The organism is Ruegeria sp. AL11 (genome assembly GCF_056540865.1).
On sequence record NZ_JBQFXO010000015.1, the window covers coordinates 22,342 to 38,874 of the forward strand.

At 58.9% G+C, this 16,533-nt stretch carries 19 protein-coding genes; 15 read left to right on the forward strand and 4 right to left on the reverse strand.

Features of this window, described 5'->3' with window-relative positions; translation table 11 throughout:
* The first annotated feature begins 45 nt into the window (after positions 1–45).
* Positions 46–321: a hypothetical protein gene (locus ACR0IP_RS21100; protein WP_480527791.1), complete on the forward strand. Its 276-nt coding sequence runs from the start codon at positions 46–48 to the stop codon at positions 319–321.
* Positions 322–406: 85 nt separating this feature from the next.
* On the forward strand, positions 407–820 hold the full coding sequence (locus ACR0IP_RS21105) for a universal stress protein (RefSeq protein ID WP_480527793.1): 414 nt from the start codon (positions 407–409) through the stop codon (positions 818–820).
* Between the two features lies 1 nt (position 821).
* Here ACR0IP_RS21105 and ACR0IP_RS21110 read toward each other — a convergent pair whose 3' ends face one another.
* A complete protein-coding gene (locus ACR0IP_RS21110) occupies positions 822–1,157 on the reverse strand; it encodes an ArsR/SmtB family transcription factor (protein ID WP_480527795.1) in 336 nt (111 codons plus the stop codon).
* Positions 1,158–1,241: 84 nt separating this feature from the next.
* Between ACR0IP_RS21110 and ACR0IP_RS21115 the strand changes: the two genes are divergently transcribed.
* The 9 genes from ACR0IP_RS21115 to ACR0IP_RS21155 all read left to right on the forward strand — a co-directional run bounded on the left by ACR0IP_RS21115 (position 1,242) and on the right by ACR0IP_RS21155 (position 8,131).
* A complete protein-coding gene (locus tag ACR0IP_RS21115) occupies positions 1,242–2,153 on the forward strand; it encodes a DMT family transporter (RefSeq protein ID WP_480527873.1) in 912 nt (303 codons plus the stop codon).
* 185 nt (positions 2,154–2,338) lie between these two features.
* Positions 2,339–2,671 carry an AtpZ/AtpI family protein gene (locus ACR0IP_RS21120; protein ID WP_170380482.1) on the forward strand — a complete coding sequence of 111 codons (333 nt, stop codon included), beginning with the start codon at positions 2,339–2,341 and terminating at the stop codon, positions 2,669–2,671.
* A gap of 2 nt (positions 2,672–2,673) precedes the next feature.
* Positions 2,674–3,432, forward strand: coding sequence for a F0F1 ATP synthase subunit A (locus ACR0IP_RS21125; protein WP_170380481.1), 759 nt, complete (start codon positions 2,674–2,676; stop codon positions 3,430–3,432).
* 48 nt (positions 3,433–3,480) lie between these two features.
* On the forward strand, positions 3,481–3,705 hold the full coding sequence (locus ACR0IP_RS21130) for a F0F1 ATP synthase subunit C (protein WP_005981269.1): 225 nt from the start codon (positions 3,481–3,483) through the stop codon (positions 3,703–3,705).
* An 86-nt stretch (positions 3,706–3,791) separates the two neighbouring features.
* Positions 3,792–4,343, forward strand: a complete 552-nt coding sequence (locus ACR0IP_RS21135; protein WP_480527798.1) for a F0F1 ATP synthase subunit B' — start codon at positions 3,792–3,794, stop codon at positions 4,341–4,343.
* Between the two features lie 5 nt (positions 4,344–4,348).
* Positions 4,349–4,909 carry a F0F1 ATP synthase subunit B gene (locus tag ACR0IP_RS21140; RefSeq protein ID WP_480527799.1) on the forward strand — a complete coding sequence of 187 codons (561 nt, stop codon included), beginning with the start codon at positions 4,349–4,351 and terminating at the stop codon, positions 4,907–4,909.
* Between the two features lie 132 nt (positions 4,910–5,041).
* The gene (locus ACR0IP_RS21145; protein ID WP_480527801.1) at positions 5,042–5,977 is read left to right on the forward strand and encodes a glycosyltransferase family protein; all 936 of its coding nucleotides are present in this window, start codon (positions 5,042–5,044) and stop codon (positions 5,975–5,977) included.
* Positions 5,974–6,765 carry an FkbM family methyltransferase gene (locus ACR0IP_RS21150; protein ID WP_170380477.1) on the forward strand — a complete coding sequence of 264 codons (792 nt, stop codon included), beginning with the start codon at positions 5,974–5,976 and terminating at the stop codon, positions 6,763–6,765. Before ACR0IP_RS21145 ends, ACR0IP_RS21150 begins: the two co-directional genes overlap by 4 nt.
* A gap of 307 nt (positions 6,766–7,072) precedes the next feature.
* Positions 7,073–8,131: a glycosyltransferase gene (locus ACR0IP_RS21155; protein WP_480527804.1), complete on the forward strand. Its 1,059-nt coding sequence runs from the start codon at positions 7,073–7,075 to the stop codon at positions 8,129–8,131.
* 21 nt (positions 8,132–8,152) lie between these two features.
* Here the strand turns inward: ACR0IP_RS21155 and ACR0IP_RS21160 are convergent, their stop codons facing one another.
* Entirely contained in the window at positions 8,153–8,923 is a 771-nt protein-coding gene (locus tag ACR0IP_RS21160; RefSeq protein WP_170380476.1) for an FCD domain-containing protein, read from the reverse strand.
* Between the two features lie 149 nt (positions 8,924–9,072).
* On the opposite strand from ACR0IP_RS21160, the gene ACR0IP_RS21165 reads away from it, so the two are divergent.
* The 4 genes from ACR0IP_RS21165 (at position 9,073) to ACR0IP_RS21180 (ending at position 14,721) form a co-directional block, all read left to right on the forward strand.
* On the forward strand, positions 9,073–10,281 hold the full coding sequence (locus tag ACR0IP_RS21165; RefSeq protein WP_480527806.1) for an aminotransferase-like domain-containing protein: 1,209 nt from the start codon (positions 9,073–9,075) through the stop codon (positions 10,279–10,281).
* A gap of 35 nt (positions 10,282–10,316) precedes the next feature.
* Positions 10,317–10,712: a hypothetical protein gene (locus tag ACR0IP_RS21170; protein ID WP_170380474.1), complete on the forward strand. Its 396-nt coding sequence runs from the start codon at positions 10,317–10,319 to the stop codon at positions 10,710–10,712.
* 141 nt (positions 10,713–10,853) lie between these two features.
* The gene (locus tag ACR0IP_RS21175) at positions 10,854–14,309 is read left to right on the forward strand and encodes a chromosome segregation SMC family protein (protein WP_480527808.1); all 3,456 of its coding nucleotides are present in this window, start codon (positions 10,854–10,856) and stop codon (positions 14,307–14,309) included.
* Between the two features lie 55 nt (positions 14,310–14,364).
* Positions 14,365–14,721, forward strand: coding sequence for a hypothetical protein (locus ACR0IP_RS21180; protein ID WP_480527810.1), 357 nt, complete (start codon positions 14,365–14,367; stop codon positions 14,719–14,721).
* 24 nt (positions 14,722–14,745) lie between these two features.
* Here the strand turns inward: ACR0IP_RS21180 and ACR0IP_RS21185 are convergent, their stop codons facing one another.
* Together ACR0IP_RS21185 and ACR0IP_RS21190 are read right to left on the reverse strand one after the other, a co-directional pair.
* Positions 14,746–15,231, reverse strand: coding sequence for a LysM peptidoglycan-binding domain-containing protein (locus tag ACR0IP_RS21185; protein ID WP_480527812.1), 486 nt, complete (start codon positions 15,229–15,231; stop codon positions 14,746–14,748).
* A 129-nt stretch (positions 15,232–15,360) separates the two neighbouring features.
* Positions 15,361–16,524, reverse strand: coding sequence for a lytic murein transglycosylase (locus ACR0IP_RS21190; RefSeq protein WP_480527814.1), 1,164 nt, complete (start codon positions 16,522–16,524; stop codon positions 15,361–15,363).
* Between the last annotated feature and the right edge of the window lie 9 nt (positions 16,525–16,533).

Here is a 16,533-nt window from a genome sequence, read left to right on the forward strand (position 1 = left end):
CATAGCTGTGGCAGAATTCGACCATTGCACGAAAGGAATGAAAAAATGACCCGAGTTTTCGTGATTGGAACGGCCCTTTTCCTCTGTGCCTGTGCCCCGAGCGGCTCTGACAAGAAGGGATCAGATCTGCAGGCCAGTTGCGAGGCGCTGGTATCGGCGGAAACGGGTGTGGCATCTGGCGATGTTCAGGCGACCTCAACCCAGTCAGAGGCAACGGGAACGGTCGTGAGCGTCTCTGTGACGGGTGCTGAAGCACCCTGGATTTGTCGGGCGGATGTGACCGGTGTGATCACCGACGTAGAATACAGTCAGGAGGGGTAAACTGGCCCTTTTGAAGGGGTTGAGCCAGATCAAGGCCCTAAATTGCGGTGTCCTCTAATCTCAAAACTGGAGAGAGGAGGAATTCATGTACAATCACATCATGATCCCTGTCGACTTGCACATGCCGCCTGAGGTCCAGAAGGCAACTGCAGTCGCGACTGAAATCGCCAAATGGCAGAGCGCCAAGGTTACCCTCGTCAGCGTGACGGGTATGCAGCCTGGTGAGGCCTTGCAAACGGATGAGGCGATTGCCGAAAGCCTATCGGCGCTGGCAGACGAGATCGGCAAACTAAGTGGCACCGAGGTTGAGACGCGCAATATCCACTCTGTCGATGTCGCCGCCGAGGTAGACGGGGATCTTGCGAAAGCCGCCGAAGAGATTGGCGCGGATCTGATCGTTGTTGGCACACACGCCCCGCGGATCACCGACTACATCTTCACGAGCCACGCTGGGAAACTGGCGCAGCATTCAAAAATGTCGGTCTTCTTGGTCAGATGACTTAGGGGTCGTCTCCCGAAGGGAGCTCGACTTCCAAAAACCGTTCGAACGCGTCCAGATTGACGGGTTCGAACTGTCCGAAGCCCTGCATCCAGACCGAGGCTACGCGCAGGGCGTCCGGCTCCAGCTTGCACCATTTCACCCGCCCGCGTTTTTCCTGGCTGATCAGCCCGGCCCGGGTCAGAATGACCAGATGTTTCGAGATCGCGGCCAATGACATCTCGAACGGTTCGGCCACATCGGTGACAGCCATGTCATCCTCCAGCAGCATCGCAAGGATGGTGCGGCGGGTCGGATCAGCCAAAGCGGCAAAAACAGTATCGAGATCGCTAGACATGTCACGTTCCTAATACGCAGGAACTTGTTTGACAATTTGCAGCCCATTGCGATGCTGCGCTGTGACTTGCAAATGGGTGTCTCAATGCCGCTGAAGTACTGGCTGGTGATCTGTATCCTCGGCATCGGCTGGGGCCTGTCTTTCATGTTCAACGCCATTTTGCTGCGCGAACTCGGGCCGCTCTCCGTGTCCATGGGACGGGTCGGATTCGGAGCACTGGGGTGCTGGATTTACGTTTTTGGCGCCCGTCTGAACGTACGCTTGTCAGTCAACCGCGCGATTGCCTTACTGGGGTTTGGTGCGCTCAGCTATGCCGCGCCATTCGCGTTTTACGCGCTGGGCCAGCAGCATATTGGTGCCGGCGTGGCGGGTATCGTGAATGCAACGACGCCTGCCTTCGCGGTCATCGTGTCGCATTTCTGGCCGGGGGGTGAGCGGGCAACTCTTTTGAAGTCTCTGGGCGTGGTCTGTGGGTTCGCGGGCATTGTCGTGCTGTCGCTGCCGGTTCTGCATACCGGGGCCGATTCCCAGTTCTGGGCCATTTTGCTGATCCTGCTGGCTCCGGTCTGCTATGCCTTCTCGGTCAACTTCGCGCGCGCGTTCCGGGATATGCAGCCCGTAGTTCTTGTTGCCTTGGCCCTGACCGGAGCAACACTGGCGATCACTCCGCTTGCCCTCTGGCAAGAGGGGGTGCCCCATGTCACCCGAGTTGAGACCTGGGCGTCTCTGCTGATGATCGGATTTGTCCTGACCTCGGCGGCGTTCATCGTGTTTTATTGGCTGTTGCCCAAAGTGGGTCCGACGAACATTTCAACCGTCACCCTCATCGCGCCGGTCTCGGCGTTGTTGCTGGGAACGTGGGTGTTGCAAGAGGCCCTGCGTCCCGAGCATTTGCTTGGTATGGCAGCGATCCTTGTTGGGCTTTTGCTGATCGATGGGCGCATTGTTCGGCGGTTGCACCAAGGCGCGGGAGTCAAAGATCAACCAAAGGGTTGAATATGGCATTTTAGGCGGATTGCCCGATTTTGGCCTTTGCCTATGCAGTTGACCGATCTTGCTTGGATGGTTTAATGATTTTAAATCAATGCTTTAACCTGCGTCAATTCGGGTGCGCAAGCCCGTTGACTCTGCGCCCCTTGCCCCTTAGCACCTAGCCTCAAGACTGTACGAGGGAAACGCCCGTGACCGATGACGACCAAAAGCAGCGTATGGCGCAGCTTGAGGCCAAGATCGACGCGGCGAAAAAGGCAAAACAGCCCAAACCCCGTGCAGATGCTGACGTATCCGGAGGCGAGCTTGCCTGGAGGATGGTCATCGAAATGGTATCCGGTCTGGGGATCGGATTTGGCATCGGATACGGGCTGGACAGCCTGCTCGGGACAATCCCGATCTTTCTGGTGCTGTTCACATTGCTGGGTCTTGTCGCGGGCGTGAAGGTTATGCTCCGCAGCGCGAAAGAGGCCCAAGAGAAACAAATGGCGGCGACGGCTGCCGAGAAGGACGAGAGGGACTGAACGTGGCAACTGAGACCACCGCAGCAGAAGGCAGCAGCCTGGTATTCCACCCAATGGATCAGTTCATCGTCAAACCGCTGTTTGGCGACGGCGCGGTTGGCATGTTCACCATCACCAACGTGACCCTGTGGCTGTTCTTTGCGATCGTCGCGGTTGTTCTGCTGCTGGTTCTGCCCACATCAAAGCGCGCGATTGTTCCGACACGTATGCAGTCGATTGCAGAGCTGACCTACGGTTTCGTCTACAAGATGCTGGAAGACATCTGCGGCAAGGAAGGCGTTAAGTTCTTTCCATACGTCATGACCCTCTTCATGTTCATTGTCTGCGCGAACTTCCTGGGCCTAATCCCGACTTCGTTCACTACAACCTCGCATTTCGCGGTCACCATTCCGCTGGCGCTGGCTGTGTTCCTGACCGTGACCGTTCTGGGCTTCGTCAAAAACGGTGCCGCGTTCCTGGGTCTGTTCTGGGTTTCCAGCGCGCCTCTGGCACTGCGCCCGATCCTGGCGATCATCGAGCTGATCTCGTACTTCGTACGCCCCGTCAGCCACTCCATTCGTCTTGCCGGTAACGTCATGGCTGGCCACGCGGTTATCAAGGTTTTCGCAGGCTTCGCTGCGGTTGCCGTGATCTCGCCCGTGTCCGTTTTGGCGATCACCGCAATGTATGGTCTCGAGGTCCTGGTGGCCTTCATCCAGGCCTACGTTTTCACCATTCTGACCTGTGTTTATCTGAAAGATGCGCTGCATCCGTCGCACTAAGGTCCGAACACCCAACATCGAAACTTCCAATTCGTAAGGAGATACATCATGGAAGGCGATCTCGCACACATCGGCGCAGGCCTGGCAGCAATCGGTTCCGGCGCAGCCGCAATCGGGGTAGGCAACGTTGCAGGCAACTTCCTGGCCGGCGCTCTGCGCAACCCTTCGGCGGCTGCTTCGCAGACCGCAACCCTCTTCATCGGTATCGCGTTCGCAGAAGCCCTGGGGATCTTTGCATTCCTGGTCTCGCTGCTGCTGATGTTCGCCGTATAATCTGCGGAACCTGATCCTTACGCGCAGGTGGGTCCAAGCCATAGCGGCCCACCTGTTGTAAAGACAAGTTTCCGACGGAGGATATCATGGCGACTGAACCCCTTACAGAAGAGGTAGCTGGCTCGTGCGTCGACTCCTATGGCTCTGCCATCGGGATGCCGCAGCTCTGCTTCGATTGGTTCCCCAACCAGATTTTCTGGCTGGTCATTACGCTGGTCGTCATCTTTCTGGTCCTGTCCCGCGTGGCTCTGCCCCGCATCGCGGCAATCCTGGCTGAACGCCAGGGGACCATTACAAATGACCTGGCTGCGGCCGAAGATCTGAAGGCCAAGGCGGTCGAGGCCGAAGAGGCCTATAACAAGGCGCTGGCCGATGCCCGTTCTGAGGCTCAGCGTATCGCAGCGGAAGCCCGCGCCGAAATCCAGTCTGGTCTGGATGACGCGATTGCCAAAGCGGATGCGGAAATCGCTGCAAAGGCGGCTGAGTCGGAAAAGGCAATTGCCGAAATCCGTGCCGGTGCGTTGGAAAGCATTCAAGTGGTTGCCAAGGATACGGCGGCTGAACTGGTAACTGCACTGGGCGGCGAGGCAGATGCCAAAGCCATCGACAATGCCGTTGACGCGCAGATGAAAGGATAAGTGACATGCGGAACACTCTTGCCCTTATCCTGACCTTCGGCGCTGGCAGCCCCGCATTGGCGGCCAAAGGCCCGTTCTTCTCGCTTGGCAACACCGACTTTGTCGTTCTTCTGGGCTTCATCGTCTTCATCGCGGTTCTGTTCTACTTCAAGGTCCCCGGCATGATCGGCGGTGCTCTGGACAACCGTGCCGAAGGCATCAAGTCCGAACTCGACGAAGCCCGCGCCCTGCATGAAGAAGCGCGCAGCCTGCTGGCCTCGTATGAGCGCAAGCAGCGGGAAGTGCAGACGCAGGCAGATGCCATCGTAGCTGCGGCCAAGGACGATGCGTCTCTGGCAGCGGAACAGGCCAAGGTCGATCTGGAAAAATCCATCGCACGCCGTTTGGCGGCCGCGCAGGATCAGATCGCTTCGGCTGAGGCTTCGGCCGTGAAGGAAGTTCGCGATCAGGCGATCTCGGTTGCGGTATCTGCTGCAAACGCCGTTCTGGCGAAACAGATGACTGCGACGCAGGCGAACAAGCTGATCGACGCGGCCATTGCTGATGTCGGTGAAAAGCTGCACTGATCCGGCTAGACATTGCACCAAGTAAGACTCTGCGCCCGAAAGCCATTGGCTTTCGGGTTTCCTTTATTGATAGTCTGAATATAGGCAGTTTTGCCATGAAATACCCGAAACAAAACCCGGCGGAGAATCGCTGTGACTGACGCAAAGCCTGCGATTTCCGATCCGGCCCCGATCTGCCTGTTCGCTTTTAATCGACCAGATCATACAGCGCGGACACTACGGGCGCTTGCGGCGTCACCATTGGCGGAGCGCACTGTGCTGACCGCGTATTTGGACGGTGCCCGCACGCAAGACGAAGAGCAACAGGTTGCAGAAACGCGCAAAGTGATCGAGGCGCAAACCGGTTTTGCGTCGGTGACTTTAAACGCGCGGGAAGAAAACGCCGGGTTGGCGCGGTCTATTCAGGACGGCGTAACAGCCACCATGCAAGCCTATGGCAAGGCCATTGTGGTTGAGGATGACGTTGTGACCTCTCCGGCTTTTCTGAGTTACATGAACCGTGCCCTTGACCGTTATAAGGATGAGCCACGGGTCTGGCACATCGCCGGCTATAACGAGGATATCGCGGAAAACCGGAATTTAAGAGGGGCAGCGTTGTGGCGTTTCATGAGTTGTTGGGGCTGGGGAAGTTGGGCTGATCGCTGGAGTAATTTCAGGCGTGATCCAGCGGTACTGATCGACCAGTTCTCGGATGAGGATATACGTCGTTTCAATCTAGACGGCGCCCATGATTTCTGGTCGCAGGTCCTTGGCAACGAACGTGGCGAACTAAAAACATGGGCTGTGTTCTGGTATGCCACGATTTTTCAGAACGAAGGTCTGTGCTTGTCTCCGCATTTTTCTTATGCGAAGAACATCGGATTTGACGGGTCTGGTAGCCATGGTGTGGTTAACGATTCATATCTTCGCGAAAGTCTGAACCTCGATCCGGAGCCACCGTTTCCCGACATCATTGTCGAGGACGCAGACGCCCTGGCGAGGCTCAAGGCCTATTACACCCGACGTCCAGGGTTGACGGAGAAACTGGCTCGGGAATGGCACAGGTTGCTCAGGAGAGTTTCAAAATGATCAAGTCGATTGTTCAAAAATTCAATCGTCGCAAGTATCGCAAGCATCGATTGCAATCGGTAAAGACGGCTCCCGGACTGAACCTCGTAACAATTGGCTCAGACTACGGGGCTTGGACGTTTCATGATGACGGGCAACTGCAGGGATCGACCATCGTCAGCGCCGGTCTGGGAGAAGATGCTTCCTTTGATGTGGAGTTCGCGCGCAAGTTTGGCGCTCGCGTCATTATTGCCGACCCAACGCCGCGTGCAGTTGCGCATTTCGAGGAGCTTAAAGAGCGCCTCGGAATGTCGCGCGAGCAGGGATATGCCGAAGGTGGATGCCAGCCAGTCGAAGCCTACGATTTGGAGGACGTCAAAGAGGGCCAATTGCATTTAGAACCCGTCGCGCTTTGGATCGAACACACGAACTTGCGGTTCTATCAACCAGCAAGCCCCGAGCATGTCTCTCACTCCATCGTCAACTTCCAGAATGACTATCGGACGGACACTGATTTCATCACGGTCGAAGCCTGCACTATGCGTGAGTTGCTCGAGCAGAACAAACTCGATCCAAACGATGTAGCGCTACTGAAAATGGATATCGAAGGGGCTGAAGTTGAAGTTCTTCAACAGCTTTTGGCTGACGGGTTGAGACCCCGGCAGATTTGTGTGGAATATGACGAACTCAACGTTCCGTGTAAGATAGCCTTTGAGCGAGTGGACAAGGCAGATGCTGCCCTTTGCGCGGCAGGTTATCGTTGCGTTTACGGCAATGGGACCACGGACTACCTTTACTTGTTGTCTTAGTCGAGCAGCCGTTGCCAGTGCGTTCGTCAGGGATTTTTGATCTGAATTCAGGATCGAAGGTACTGCCCAGTTGGCCCACCGCTTAACAAAGATTTTACGTCGTCGTTTATTGCAATTGTTCAGAGATTGAAGATTGAAAACAATCAACCACATCAGTTTCAGTAGCAGCGAAGGCGGGGCTGCAATTGCGGCGCGGCGGCTGCATTTTGCTTGCCTTCAAGCCGGGTTGCAGTCGCAGATGACGGTTGCCAGTGGGGCGCCCGGGGTGGAAATTCATCGTTTTTCCGGGCGAAAGACTCTGCGTAGGGTGCTTCAACGCGAAATTGCGCGTCACCTGCGGCGCAAACAACAGGATCAAGTCGATGGGCTGGCGTCGCTTGGTGCGGTGGCTTCGGGGGTCGGTAAACATCTGAACGCACAGCCGCGTCAGATATTGAACCTCCACTGGATCAATTCGGATTTGATGTCGATTAGAGAGGTCGGGGCGTTGGTCCATCCGGTTGTCTGGACAATGCACGATATGTGGCCGTTCTGCGGAGCTGAACACTACACCGAAGGCCAGCGATGGCAGGACGGCTACGCCTCGGGTGACCGGGGATTCGATCTGAACCGCTGGGTGTGGCAACGCAAAAAGCGCAATTGGCGGAGGCCCTTTCATGTTGTGACGCCAAGTCGCTGGTTGGGGGAATGCGTCTCGTCCAGTGCGCTGATGGAGGACTGGCCGGTACATGTTATCCCAAATGCCATCGATATCGATGTCTGGAAGCCGATGCACCGCAGTGAAGCCCGGCGTAAACTTGGTTTGCCAGACGATGCGCCGATCGTCGCGTTCGGAGCCATGGGCGGGGACAGCGATCCACGTAAAGGGTTCTCGCATCTGCGCGACTCATTGCTGGCTTTGCATGACTCGGGTAAATTTGTGCGCGTACTGGTGTTCGGGGCCGACACACACAGTGTTGATCTGCCTTTTCCTGTTCACTTCACCGGCTCTTTGACAGAACCTGCTGAACTGCGTCAAGTTTACGCCAGCTCCGACGTGTTTGCCTTGCCTTCTCGCCAGGACAACCTGCCGAATACGGGCGTAGAAGCGTTGTCCTGCGGTGTTCCCGTTGTCGGGTTCAACATTGGCGGCTTACCTGATCTGGTTCCAACCGAATCCTGCGGTCATCTCGCAACTCCGTTTGAAGCGGCGGAATTTGCGCTAGGATTGGCAAAAGTAATCGACCATCAGGCCGAGCACGAGGAACAGAAGATCAGCCCAATGGGGGCCGCAGCGCGCGCGCATGCTGAGGTGACGTATGCCGCCTCGGTGGTCGCGAGCCAATACGGGGCTCTCTACGATCGAATCTGGGAATCCAAAACCTGACGGACGATCTGGTGTAGCTCGCTATCTAGAGAAATTATTGTGTTCAAGCCGTTGCCGAGCGATCTTATCATTTCGTTCTGCCTTTTGCTGATCCTTCATACAGCGCTCGACGAAATCCAAATGCAGTTCCACCGCCAAACGCGCTTCGGCAGGGTTGCGCGCTTGTAACGCGGCGTTAATCGTCCGGTGTTGGTCGAGGATGGCTTCGCGGGTTGCGCGTTGCTGGAACATCATCTGGCGGTTGTAGAACACGCCCTGACGTAGAAGGTCATACATCGACCGCATCATGTGGAGCATGATCACATTGTGGCTGGCCTCGATGATTGCCATGTGGAAGTCCGCGTCCAGTTGCGCCTCATCTTGGGTGGCGTTGCGGTCATGGGCGGCCTCCATCCGGTCAAAGATCGCCTGAACGACCTTCAGATCACTGGTCGATCCCAGACGCGCGGCACGCTCGGCGGCCAGCCCCTCGAGGTCGCGGCGGAAAGAGAGGTAGTCGAACACTGCCTCTTCATGGCTGCCAAACAACTGGATCAGCGCTGGCGAAAAGGCAGATCCCAGCACCTCGGCTACGTAGATTCCTGAACCGGCTTTTGCGGTCAGCAAGCCTTGCTCCTGCAATTCGGCGATGGCGTCGCGTAGGGACGGGCGAGAGACACCCATCCGTTCGGCCAGTTCTCGCTCCGACGGCAATCTCTCGCCGGGGCGTAGGATGCCACGCAGGATCAGCAGCTCGATCTGCCGGACTACTGCAATCGATAGCTTCTCGGTCTGGATTTTCTGAAAAGGCATAGGGTCGTCCGAAATTGGTCAAAACATATGACCACAGGGCGCGTGCGGGTTCAAGAACAGGGCTTCACATCGTATGCAACATTGGGTCAGTATTGTTGACTTTATTTAGTGTCCGCATAGGCTGCGCGCATTGAGATCGGAGGAGCCCAATGACTACACATCCGCTATTCGCCACTCGGACACAGAACATGAAGGCATCCGAGATCAGGGAGCTGCTGAAACTCCTGGATCAGCCGGATATCATCTCATTCGCCGGAGGTATCCCCGATCCTGCCCTGTTTCCGGCGGACGCGTTTGCGCAGGCCTTTCAGACGGCCCTTGGTCCAGGCCGGCAGGCACAAGCGCTGCAATATTCGGTGAGCGAAGGATATGCTCCGCTGCGCGAATGGTTGGTCGACCATATGGCATCAATCGGGGTCACGTGTGATATGGACAACATCCTGATCACTTCAGGCTCGCAGCAGGCGCTGGATTATTTGGGCAAGCTGTTCTTGTCTCCAGGCGATACCGCCTTGGTCGGCTGGCCGACCTATCTGGGTGCAATCTCCGCGTTCAATGCCTACGAGCCGCGTTTCGATCGGCTCAGCATTCCCGGCAACCAAGGGGCCGAGGAATACCAAAAAGCCGCAGGCGCGGGACGGGTCAAATTCGCGTATCTCTCGCCGGACTTTTCCAATCCCACAGGTGAAACCGTCGATCTGCGCGGGCGCGAAGCGCTGATGGATCTGGCCGAGGATCTGGACTGTGCGGTCATCGAAGACGGGGCCTATCAGGCGCTGCGCTATGATGGTGCGCCGATCCCTCCGATTCTGGCGTTGGAGCAAGCGCGGAAGGGGTCGATTGAGGCCTGTCGGACGATCTATTGCGGTAGTTTCTCGAAGACTCTGTCGCCGGGGTTGCGGGTTGGTTGGGTTGTGGCGGCCAAACCTATCATCTCGCAGCTGGTTCTGATGAAGCAGGCGGCGGATCTGCATTCAGCCACGATCAACCAGATGGCTGTGCATCAGGTGGCGCAGGCCTGTTTCGAAAGCCATATCCCGAAGGTCCGGCAGACCTATCGCGCGCGCCGCGATGCCATGCTGACGGCATTGCAAGCGCATATGCCCGAGGGTGTCTCCTGGACCAAACCTGAGGGGGGGATGTTCGTGTGGCTGACGCTGCCCGCCGGGACCAGCGGTGCTGCGCTTTTGGCCCGGGCTCTGGATACGGTCAAAGTGGCCTTTGTGCCCGGTCAGGCGTTTTTCCCGGATGGCAGTGGTGAAAATACCCTTCGGCTGAGTTTCTCAAACTCCGACGAGGACACCATCCGCGAGGGCATTCGGCGCCTTGGGCAGGTGCTGCGTGCTGGCGATCAGTAAGGCTTCGTTAACCATATCAATGTTAGAACGGCAGCATGATGCGCTTGCTTCCTGTTCTGTTGCTGGCTGCCTGTTCGGGTGGCTCGCCTCATTTCCGCGATATGCCTGCAACGCGGATCGCGGTGAATGGCAGTGTCTTTGACGTGCGTGTGCGCGGCCCATTGGCCGAGGCGGTGCGGGTGAACTCTCAATACGCGCCGCGGCTGGGGCCGGTTCGTGACCGGGCGGCGCTGGCTATGGCGCAGGTCTCGGGCTGCCCGCTTCTCGATGTGCTGGGGGATGCGGCGGTGGCGGTGGGCGTGTTGGGATGTGATCAGGAGCTGGGGGAAAAGCTGATCTTTGGCGCGCTGCTTTTGCGGCCCTATGAATGCGTTAACTATGGTTATTCCGGGGAATCCGGCTATCAGGTTTTTGAGTGTACGCCCTACTAGCACGCGTCGCATTGCGCGTGAAACTGCCAAGATGTTGTGGATAACTCGGGTCCATCGCCCATATCCTGCGCATATCCGTTGACTCGGCCCCAATCCGTTGCGCAGACTTCCTTGTATTAGGAATCATGGGACAGGCCGCCTTTGCGCTTTAGCAAACTCAAACTGACCGGCTTCAAAAGCTTTGTTGATCCGACCGATCTGATCATTGCGGACGGGTTGACCGGTGTGGTGGGTCCCAACGGCTGCGGCAAATCCAACCTTCTTGAGGCTCTGCGCTGGGTGATGGGCGAAAACCGCCCTAAATCCATGCGGGGCGGCGCGATGGAGGATGTGATCTTCGCTGGGGCGGCTACGCGACCCGCGCGCAACTTTGCCGAGGTAGTCCTAACCATGGACAACTCGGAACGTCTGGCGCCTTCGGGCTTCAATGACAGCGATCAGTTGGAGATCATCCGCCGCATCACCCGCGATGTCGGCAGCGCCTACAAGACCAATGGCAAGGACGTGCGCGCCCGCGATGTACAAATGCTGTTCGCGGATGCTTCGACCGGGGCGCACTCGCCAGCGCTGGTCGGGCAGAACCGTATCGCCGAGCTGATCAACGCCAAACCCCGTGCCCGCCGTCGCATTCTGGAAGAGGCTGCCGGGATCTCGGGCCTCTATCAGCGACGGCATGAGGCCGAGTTGAAGCTGAAAGGCACCGAGGCCAACCTGACCCGTGTAGATGACGTGCTGGAACAGTTGGGCGGCCAACTTGCGCAATTGGCGCGTCAGGCACGTCAGGCCGCACGCTACCGCGAGATCGGGGAACAGCTACGGCAGGCCGAGGGGATGCTGCTCTATCGTCGCTGGAAAGAGGCCGATATCGCCCGCCAGGTTGCCGAAGACAAGCTGCGCGATCGGATCACCGAAGCTTCACGCGCTGAAGCTGCCGCCCGCGAAGCCGCTGCCAAACGCGCCGAGATCGAAGAAACCTTACCGCCCCTGCGCGAGGAAGAGGCCATCGCCGCCGCCGTCCTGCAACGCCAGCAAGTGCAGCGCGATCAGCTCTCGGATCAGGAAACTCGCGCGCGCCAGACCATTGAAACGCTGACCAACCGCATTCAGCAACTCGGCAACGATATCGAACGTGAAACGGGTCTGAACCGCGATGCGGGCGAAATGATCGAGCGCCTGCAATGGGAAGCCCGCGAGTTGATCAAGGCTGCGGAAGGTCACGATGAAAAGGTCGCCGGAGCCGCCGAGGTGGCGCGCGAAGCGGCCTCCATCCTGCAGGAACGCGAAGACCACCTGTCTCAACAGACCGAGGATATGGCCCGCCTGGTCGCGCGCCACCAGTCGGCGCAGCGCTTGGTTGAAGACAGCCGCAAGACCCTAGCCCGGTCTGAGGGCGAAGAGGAGAAAGCGCGGCTGGCGGTGGACGAAGCCAAGTCTGCCCTGACGCGCGCGGATGAAGCTTTTGAAGCGGCGCAAGAAGGTGAAGAAGAGGCCCGGGAAGCCGCGGAAGCAGCCGAGGAAGCGCTGGCTGCCGCAGATGAGATGCGGACCGAGACGCAGGCGCGCGAGGCTGAGGCACGGGCCCAACGGTCCGAGGCCGAGGGTGAGTTGGGGGCCATCCGAGCCGAAACCACCGCGCTGGCCAAGCTGGTCGAACGAGACACCGCCGAAGGCGGGCAGGTGCTGGACCTGCTGCGCGTCGCGTCGGGCTTCGAAAAGGCGCTGGGTGCGGCTTTGGCCGACGATCTACGCGCGCCGTTGGTTGAGGGCGATGGGCCATCGGGTTGGGTTAAGGTCGCGGGCTACGACGCGGATCAGCCTCTGCCAGAAGGGGCCGAACCTTTGGCGCTGCATGTGTCAGGGCCGGATCGCCTCAGCCGCCGGATCGCGCAGATCGGCTTGGTGGATGCAGAGCTAGGCGCGCGGTTGCAGGCGTCATTGAAACCGGGGCAACGGCTGGTGTCGCGTTCGGGTGATCTGTGGCGCTGGGACGGATTCCGCGCCTGGGCCGAAGATGCCCCCAGCGCTGCCGCCCTGCGATTGGAGCAGCTGAACAAGCTGGAAGCCTTGAAACAGGAACTCGCCCGCACCGAGGCGCAGGCCGAAGGCGCCCGCGCCGCGCATGAGGCCCTGTCGCAGCAATTGGCCGATGTCACCGAAGCTGACCGTCGCGCGCGTGAGGCGCGCCGCGGGGCCGATCAGCGGATGGCCGAAACCGCCCGTGCCTTGTCGCGCGCCGAGGCAGATCGCAATCTGGCGCAGGGCAAGCTGGAAACTCTGACCCTGTCTGTGGACCGCCACAAGGACGACGCCATGTCCGCCCGTGCGCAACTGCGTGAGGCCGAAGCCGCGCTGGCCGAACTGGGCGACCTCGACAGTGCCCGCGCGCAGGTCGAAGACATCAAACAAACGGTCGAAGCCGCTCGGATCACCATGCTGACCCATCGCTCGACCCATGATGAGTTGCGCCGCGAAGGTGAGGCTCGGACACGTCGCAGCCAGGAGGTGACGAAAGACCTCAGCGGGTGGAAGCACCGGTTGGAGACCGCCGAAAAGCGGGTTTCCGAACTGGCCGACCGCAAGGAGGGGTCCGAGGAGGAACTCTCCGAGGCCATGGCCGCCCCCGCAGAAATCGCCGAAGCGCGGGAAGAGCTGAACGAGTTGATCGAAGCCGCCGAAGCCCGCCGGGCCGAGGCCGCCGACAAGCTGGCTCAGGCGGAAACCCAGCAGCGAGAAGTGGTTCTGGCCGAGCGCGAAGCCGAACGTCTGGCCTCGGAGGCGCGCGAAACCCGTGCGGCGGCCGAGGCGCGCTGTGATGCGGCTAAGGAAAGCGTAACCGCGGCGGCGGAACGGATTGCCGAGGATCAGCAGCTGACCCCGAACCAGCTACTGAACCAGTTGGACGTGAACCCGGATCAGATGCCCGCCGCCGACGCGCTTGAGGCAGAGGTCAACCGCCACAAACGTCAACGTGACGCGATGGGCGCGGTCAACCTGCGGGCAGAAGAAGACAGCAAGGAAGTACAGGAAGAGTTCGATACTCTGAACGGTGAAAAGGCCGATCTGGAAGAGGCGATCAAGGCTCTGCGTAGCGGCATCGCCAGTCTCAACCGTGAAGGGCGTGAGCGACTGCTGACCGCGTTTGAACAGGTGAATTCGAACTTCGCCATGCTGTTCAAGCACCTGTTTGGCGGCGGCGAGGCCAATCTGGTCATGGTGGAAAGCGATGACCCGCTGGATGCCGGGCTTGAGATCATGTGCCAGCCGCCGGGCAAGAAGCTCTCGACCCTCAGCCTATTGTCGGGCGGTGAGCAGACTCTGACCGCGACCGCGCTGATCTTTGGCGTCTTCCTCGCAAATCCGGCCCCCATCTGCGTGCTGGATGAGGTCGATGCGCCGCTGGACGACGCCAACGTCACCCGGTTCTGCGACCTGCTGGACGAGATGTGCCGCCAGACCGACACACGGTTCCTGATTATCACCCACCACGCGGTGACCATGGCTCGGATGGATCGGCTGTTCGGCGTCACGATGCAGGAACAGGGCGTCAGCCAACTGGTCTCGGTCGATTTGAAAAAAGCCGAGCAGATGGTCGCCTGACCCCCTCACTGCAACGTTATACCTGTTTCACGCCGCTTCGGGCTAGGGTGGCCGCATGATACGTTTTCTATTGCTCGCCCTGCTATCCGCCAGCCCGCTTTCTGCCGCCGAATGGGCCTTAAAGCCCGGAGACGTGCCTTTGACCTTTGAAGAGCTGAACGGCTTGGCTGGCCGGACTTTGACCTTTTTTGACGACGGTCAGTCCAAATACTCGGCCGGAGGGGCCTATTCCTACACCTACGCCAGCGGAGAATCCGCCTTTGGCACCTATTCCATTGCCGAGGATGGCAGCGTTTGTATCGCCTATCGCAACGGGTTCAGCCGGTGCGATCTTTATGTGCGCAGTGGTGAGCGGCTGATTCTGATTGATCAAAAGGGTGATCGGTATCCAGTTAGACCCGAAGCGCAATAGCCGTCTGCCGTTACTCACGCGCGATCAGACAATCGGAATCCTCAACTCCTGACCGGGGAATATTACATTCGGGTCGCTGATAAAATGCGCGTTTGCCCGTTGGATCACCGACACCTGTCCGGCATTGCCGTATTGCGATACAGAGATCGCCGTCAGCGTATCTCCGGGCGCGACGGTGTAGTTCCGATGCCCGACATATCCCGGCAGAATGCGCGGACCGTAAAAGATCGGAACATGGACGGTCGGAATCCCGCCCTCACCACCGGCGCTGTCATCCTTTACCGTCAGGATAAGACGGTCGAGTTGGAAATTCGGATTGTCAGGGACTTCCAGCGTGGCCTGAAACTGGCGAAGCGCAATTGCCCCAGCCGTTGCGGCTCCATTGAATTCCACATGACCTTCGGTGACCGAGATCGAAAGATGGCCTTCAAAGCCAACGGCGTTGCCTGCGATCATGATTGTCTGGCCGACGATGTCGAAGGGTTGGGGCTGAAGTATTTCAATATTCATCAATGAACTCCTTCGCAATGGATAGGGAATCATACCCCGAACAGGCTTTGGTACAAAATCGGACCGGTGGAAAATGGCCCATCATGCGCCCCGGCTGACGTTCTGGTCAACCGACAGGGAGAGCTTGTCCTAAAGTCTGTTCAGTAGGTCAGCCGTAGGCCACGCGTCTGCAGGCAGGCCCAAACGCGCCTGTTCCGCCTGTACTGCGGCCCGAGTGCCCGCGCCCAGAATGCCGTCGATCTTGCCCACGTCATAGCCGCGCGCTTGCAGCTTGCTCTGCAATTGCTTCATCTGCGTGCCGTTCAGGCCCGGCTCGGGATTGCCTGCATTGTAAATCTGCGCGCCTTCCAGCCGTGTTCCGAAATAGGCGGCAGTCAGGACGTAGACAAAGCTCTGGTTCCATTCGAAATAGACGTCGAAATTGGGATAGGCCAGAAAGGCCGGGCCGTTGCGGCCCTGCGGCAGGATTAGCGAGGCGGGCAGGTCGGTCAGCGAGCCTGAACGCGCCTGAACACCCATTGCTTGCCATTCGGCGACGGAACGCGGCTTGCGGGGGCCGGACAACGACCAATCCATCTGCGCGGGCACGGTGACTTCCTGCAACCAGGGCTGGCCCGGTTGCCAACCCAAATGGGACAGCATCTTGCCGCCAGACATCAGCGCATCCGGGGCCGAGGTTTTTAGCGAGACTTTGCCATTGCCATCCCCATCGACGCCGTTTTCCAGAATGTCGCGGGGTAGCATCTGGACCATGCCAATCTCTCCGGCCCAGGCGCCAGTTGTGCGGGCGGGGTCGAAATTGCCCTGACTGTACAGCTCGATGGCAGCGAAGATCTGGGGCCGGAACAGCTCGGGGCGGCGGCAGTCATGGGCCAGTGTGACCAGCGCGTTGCGCGTGTTGAAGTCGCCCTGAAACGCGCCGTAGTCGGTCTCGAACGCCCAGAAGGCCAGCAGGACCCCGCGTGAGATGCCATATTCGCGCTCGATCCGGTCGAAAATCGCGTCGTATTTCTGCGACATGGCCTTGCCCCGGTCGATCCGGTTCTGCGAGATCAGGTGGCGCGAAAAGTCGATGAAGGGTTTCTGGAAAACGCCCTGCGCGCGGTCGGCTTTCAGAACGGCGTTGTCTTGTTGGACGCCCTTGAAGAAGGCGTTGACGGTCGCTTTATCGAACCCTTGCTGAACGGCCTCTGCCTTCAGCCCTTTGACGAAGGAATTGAACCCTCCGCCACATTGCGCAAAGGCGGGTGAGGCGAACAGGGCGGCGGCGAATAGGCCGGACAAAAAGCGCATGTGGCGTCC

Excerpts from the sequence above, each read along its gene's own strand:
- ACR0IP_RS21100 (WP_480527791.1), top strand. The coding sequence starts at position 46 with ATGACCCGAGTTTTCGTGATTGGAACGGCCCTTTTCCTCTGTGCCTGT.
- ACR0IP_RS21105 (WP_480527793.1), top strand. The coding sequence starts at position 407 with ATGTACAATCACATCATGATCCCTGTCGACTTGCACATGCCGCCTGAG.
- ACR0IP_RS21110 (WP_480527795.1), bottom strand. The coding sequence starts at position 1,157 with ATGTCTAGCGATCTCGATACTGTTTTTGCCGCTTTGGCTGATCCGACC.
- ACR0IP_RS21115 (WP_480527873.1), top strand. The coding sequence starts at position 1,242 with ATGCCGCTGAAGTACTGGCTGGTGATCTGTATCCTCGGCATCGGCTGG.
- ACR0IP_RS21130 (WP_005981269.1), top strand. The coding sequence starts at position 3,481 with ATGGAAGGCGATCTCGCACACATCGGCGCAGGCCTGGCAGCAATCGGT.
- ACR0IP_RS21135 (WP_480527798.1), top strand. The coding sequence starts at position 3,792 with ATGGCGACTGAACCCCTTACAGAAGAGGTAGCTGGCTCGTGCGTCGAC.
- ACR0IP_RS21140 (WP_480527799.1), top strand. The coding sequence starts at position 4,349 with ATGCGGAACACTCTTGCCCTTATCCTGACCTTCGGCGCTGGCAGCCCC.
- ACR0IP_RS21150 (WP_170380477.1), top strand. The coding sequence starts at position 5,974 with ATGATCAAGTCGATTGTTCAAAAATTCAATCGTCGCAAGTATCGCAAG.
- ACR0IP_RS21160 (WP_170380476.1), bottom strand. The coding sequence starts at position 8,923 with ATGCCTTTTCAGAAAATCCAGACCGAGAAGCTATCGATTGCAGTAGTC.
- ACR0IP_RS21165 (WP_480527806.1), top strand. The coding sequence starts at position 9,073 with ATGACTACACATCCGCTATTCGCCACTCGGACACAGAACATGAAGGCA.
- ACR0IP_RS21170 (WP_170380474.1), top strand. The coding sequence starts at position 10,317 with ATGATGCGCTTGCTTCCTGTTCTGTTGCTGGCTGCCTGTTCGGGTGGC.
- ACR0IP_RS21180 (WP_480527810.1), top strand. The coding sequence starts at position 14,365 with ATGATACGTTTTCTATTGCTCGCCCTGCTATCCGCCAGCCCGCTTTCT.
- ACR0IP_RS21185 (WP_480527812.1), bottom strand. The coding sequence starts at position 15,231 with ATGAATATTGAAATACTTCAGCCCCAACCCTTCGACATCGTCGGCCAG.
- ACR0IP_RS21190 (WP_480527814.1), bottom strand. The coding sequence starts at position 16,524 with ATGCGCTTTTTGTCCGGCCTATTCGCCGCCGCCCTGTTCGCCTCACCC.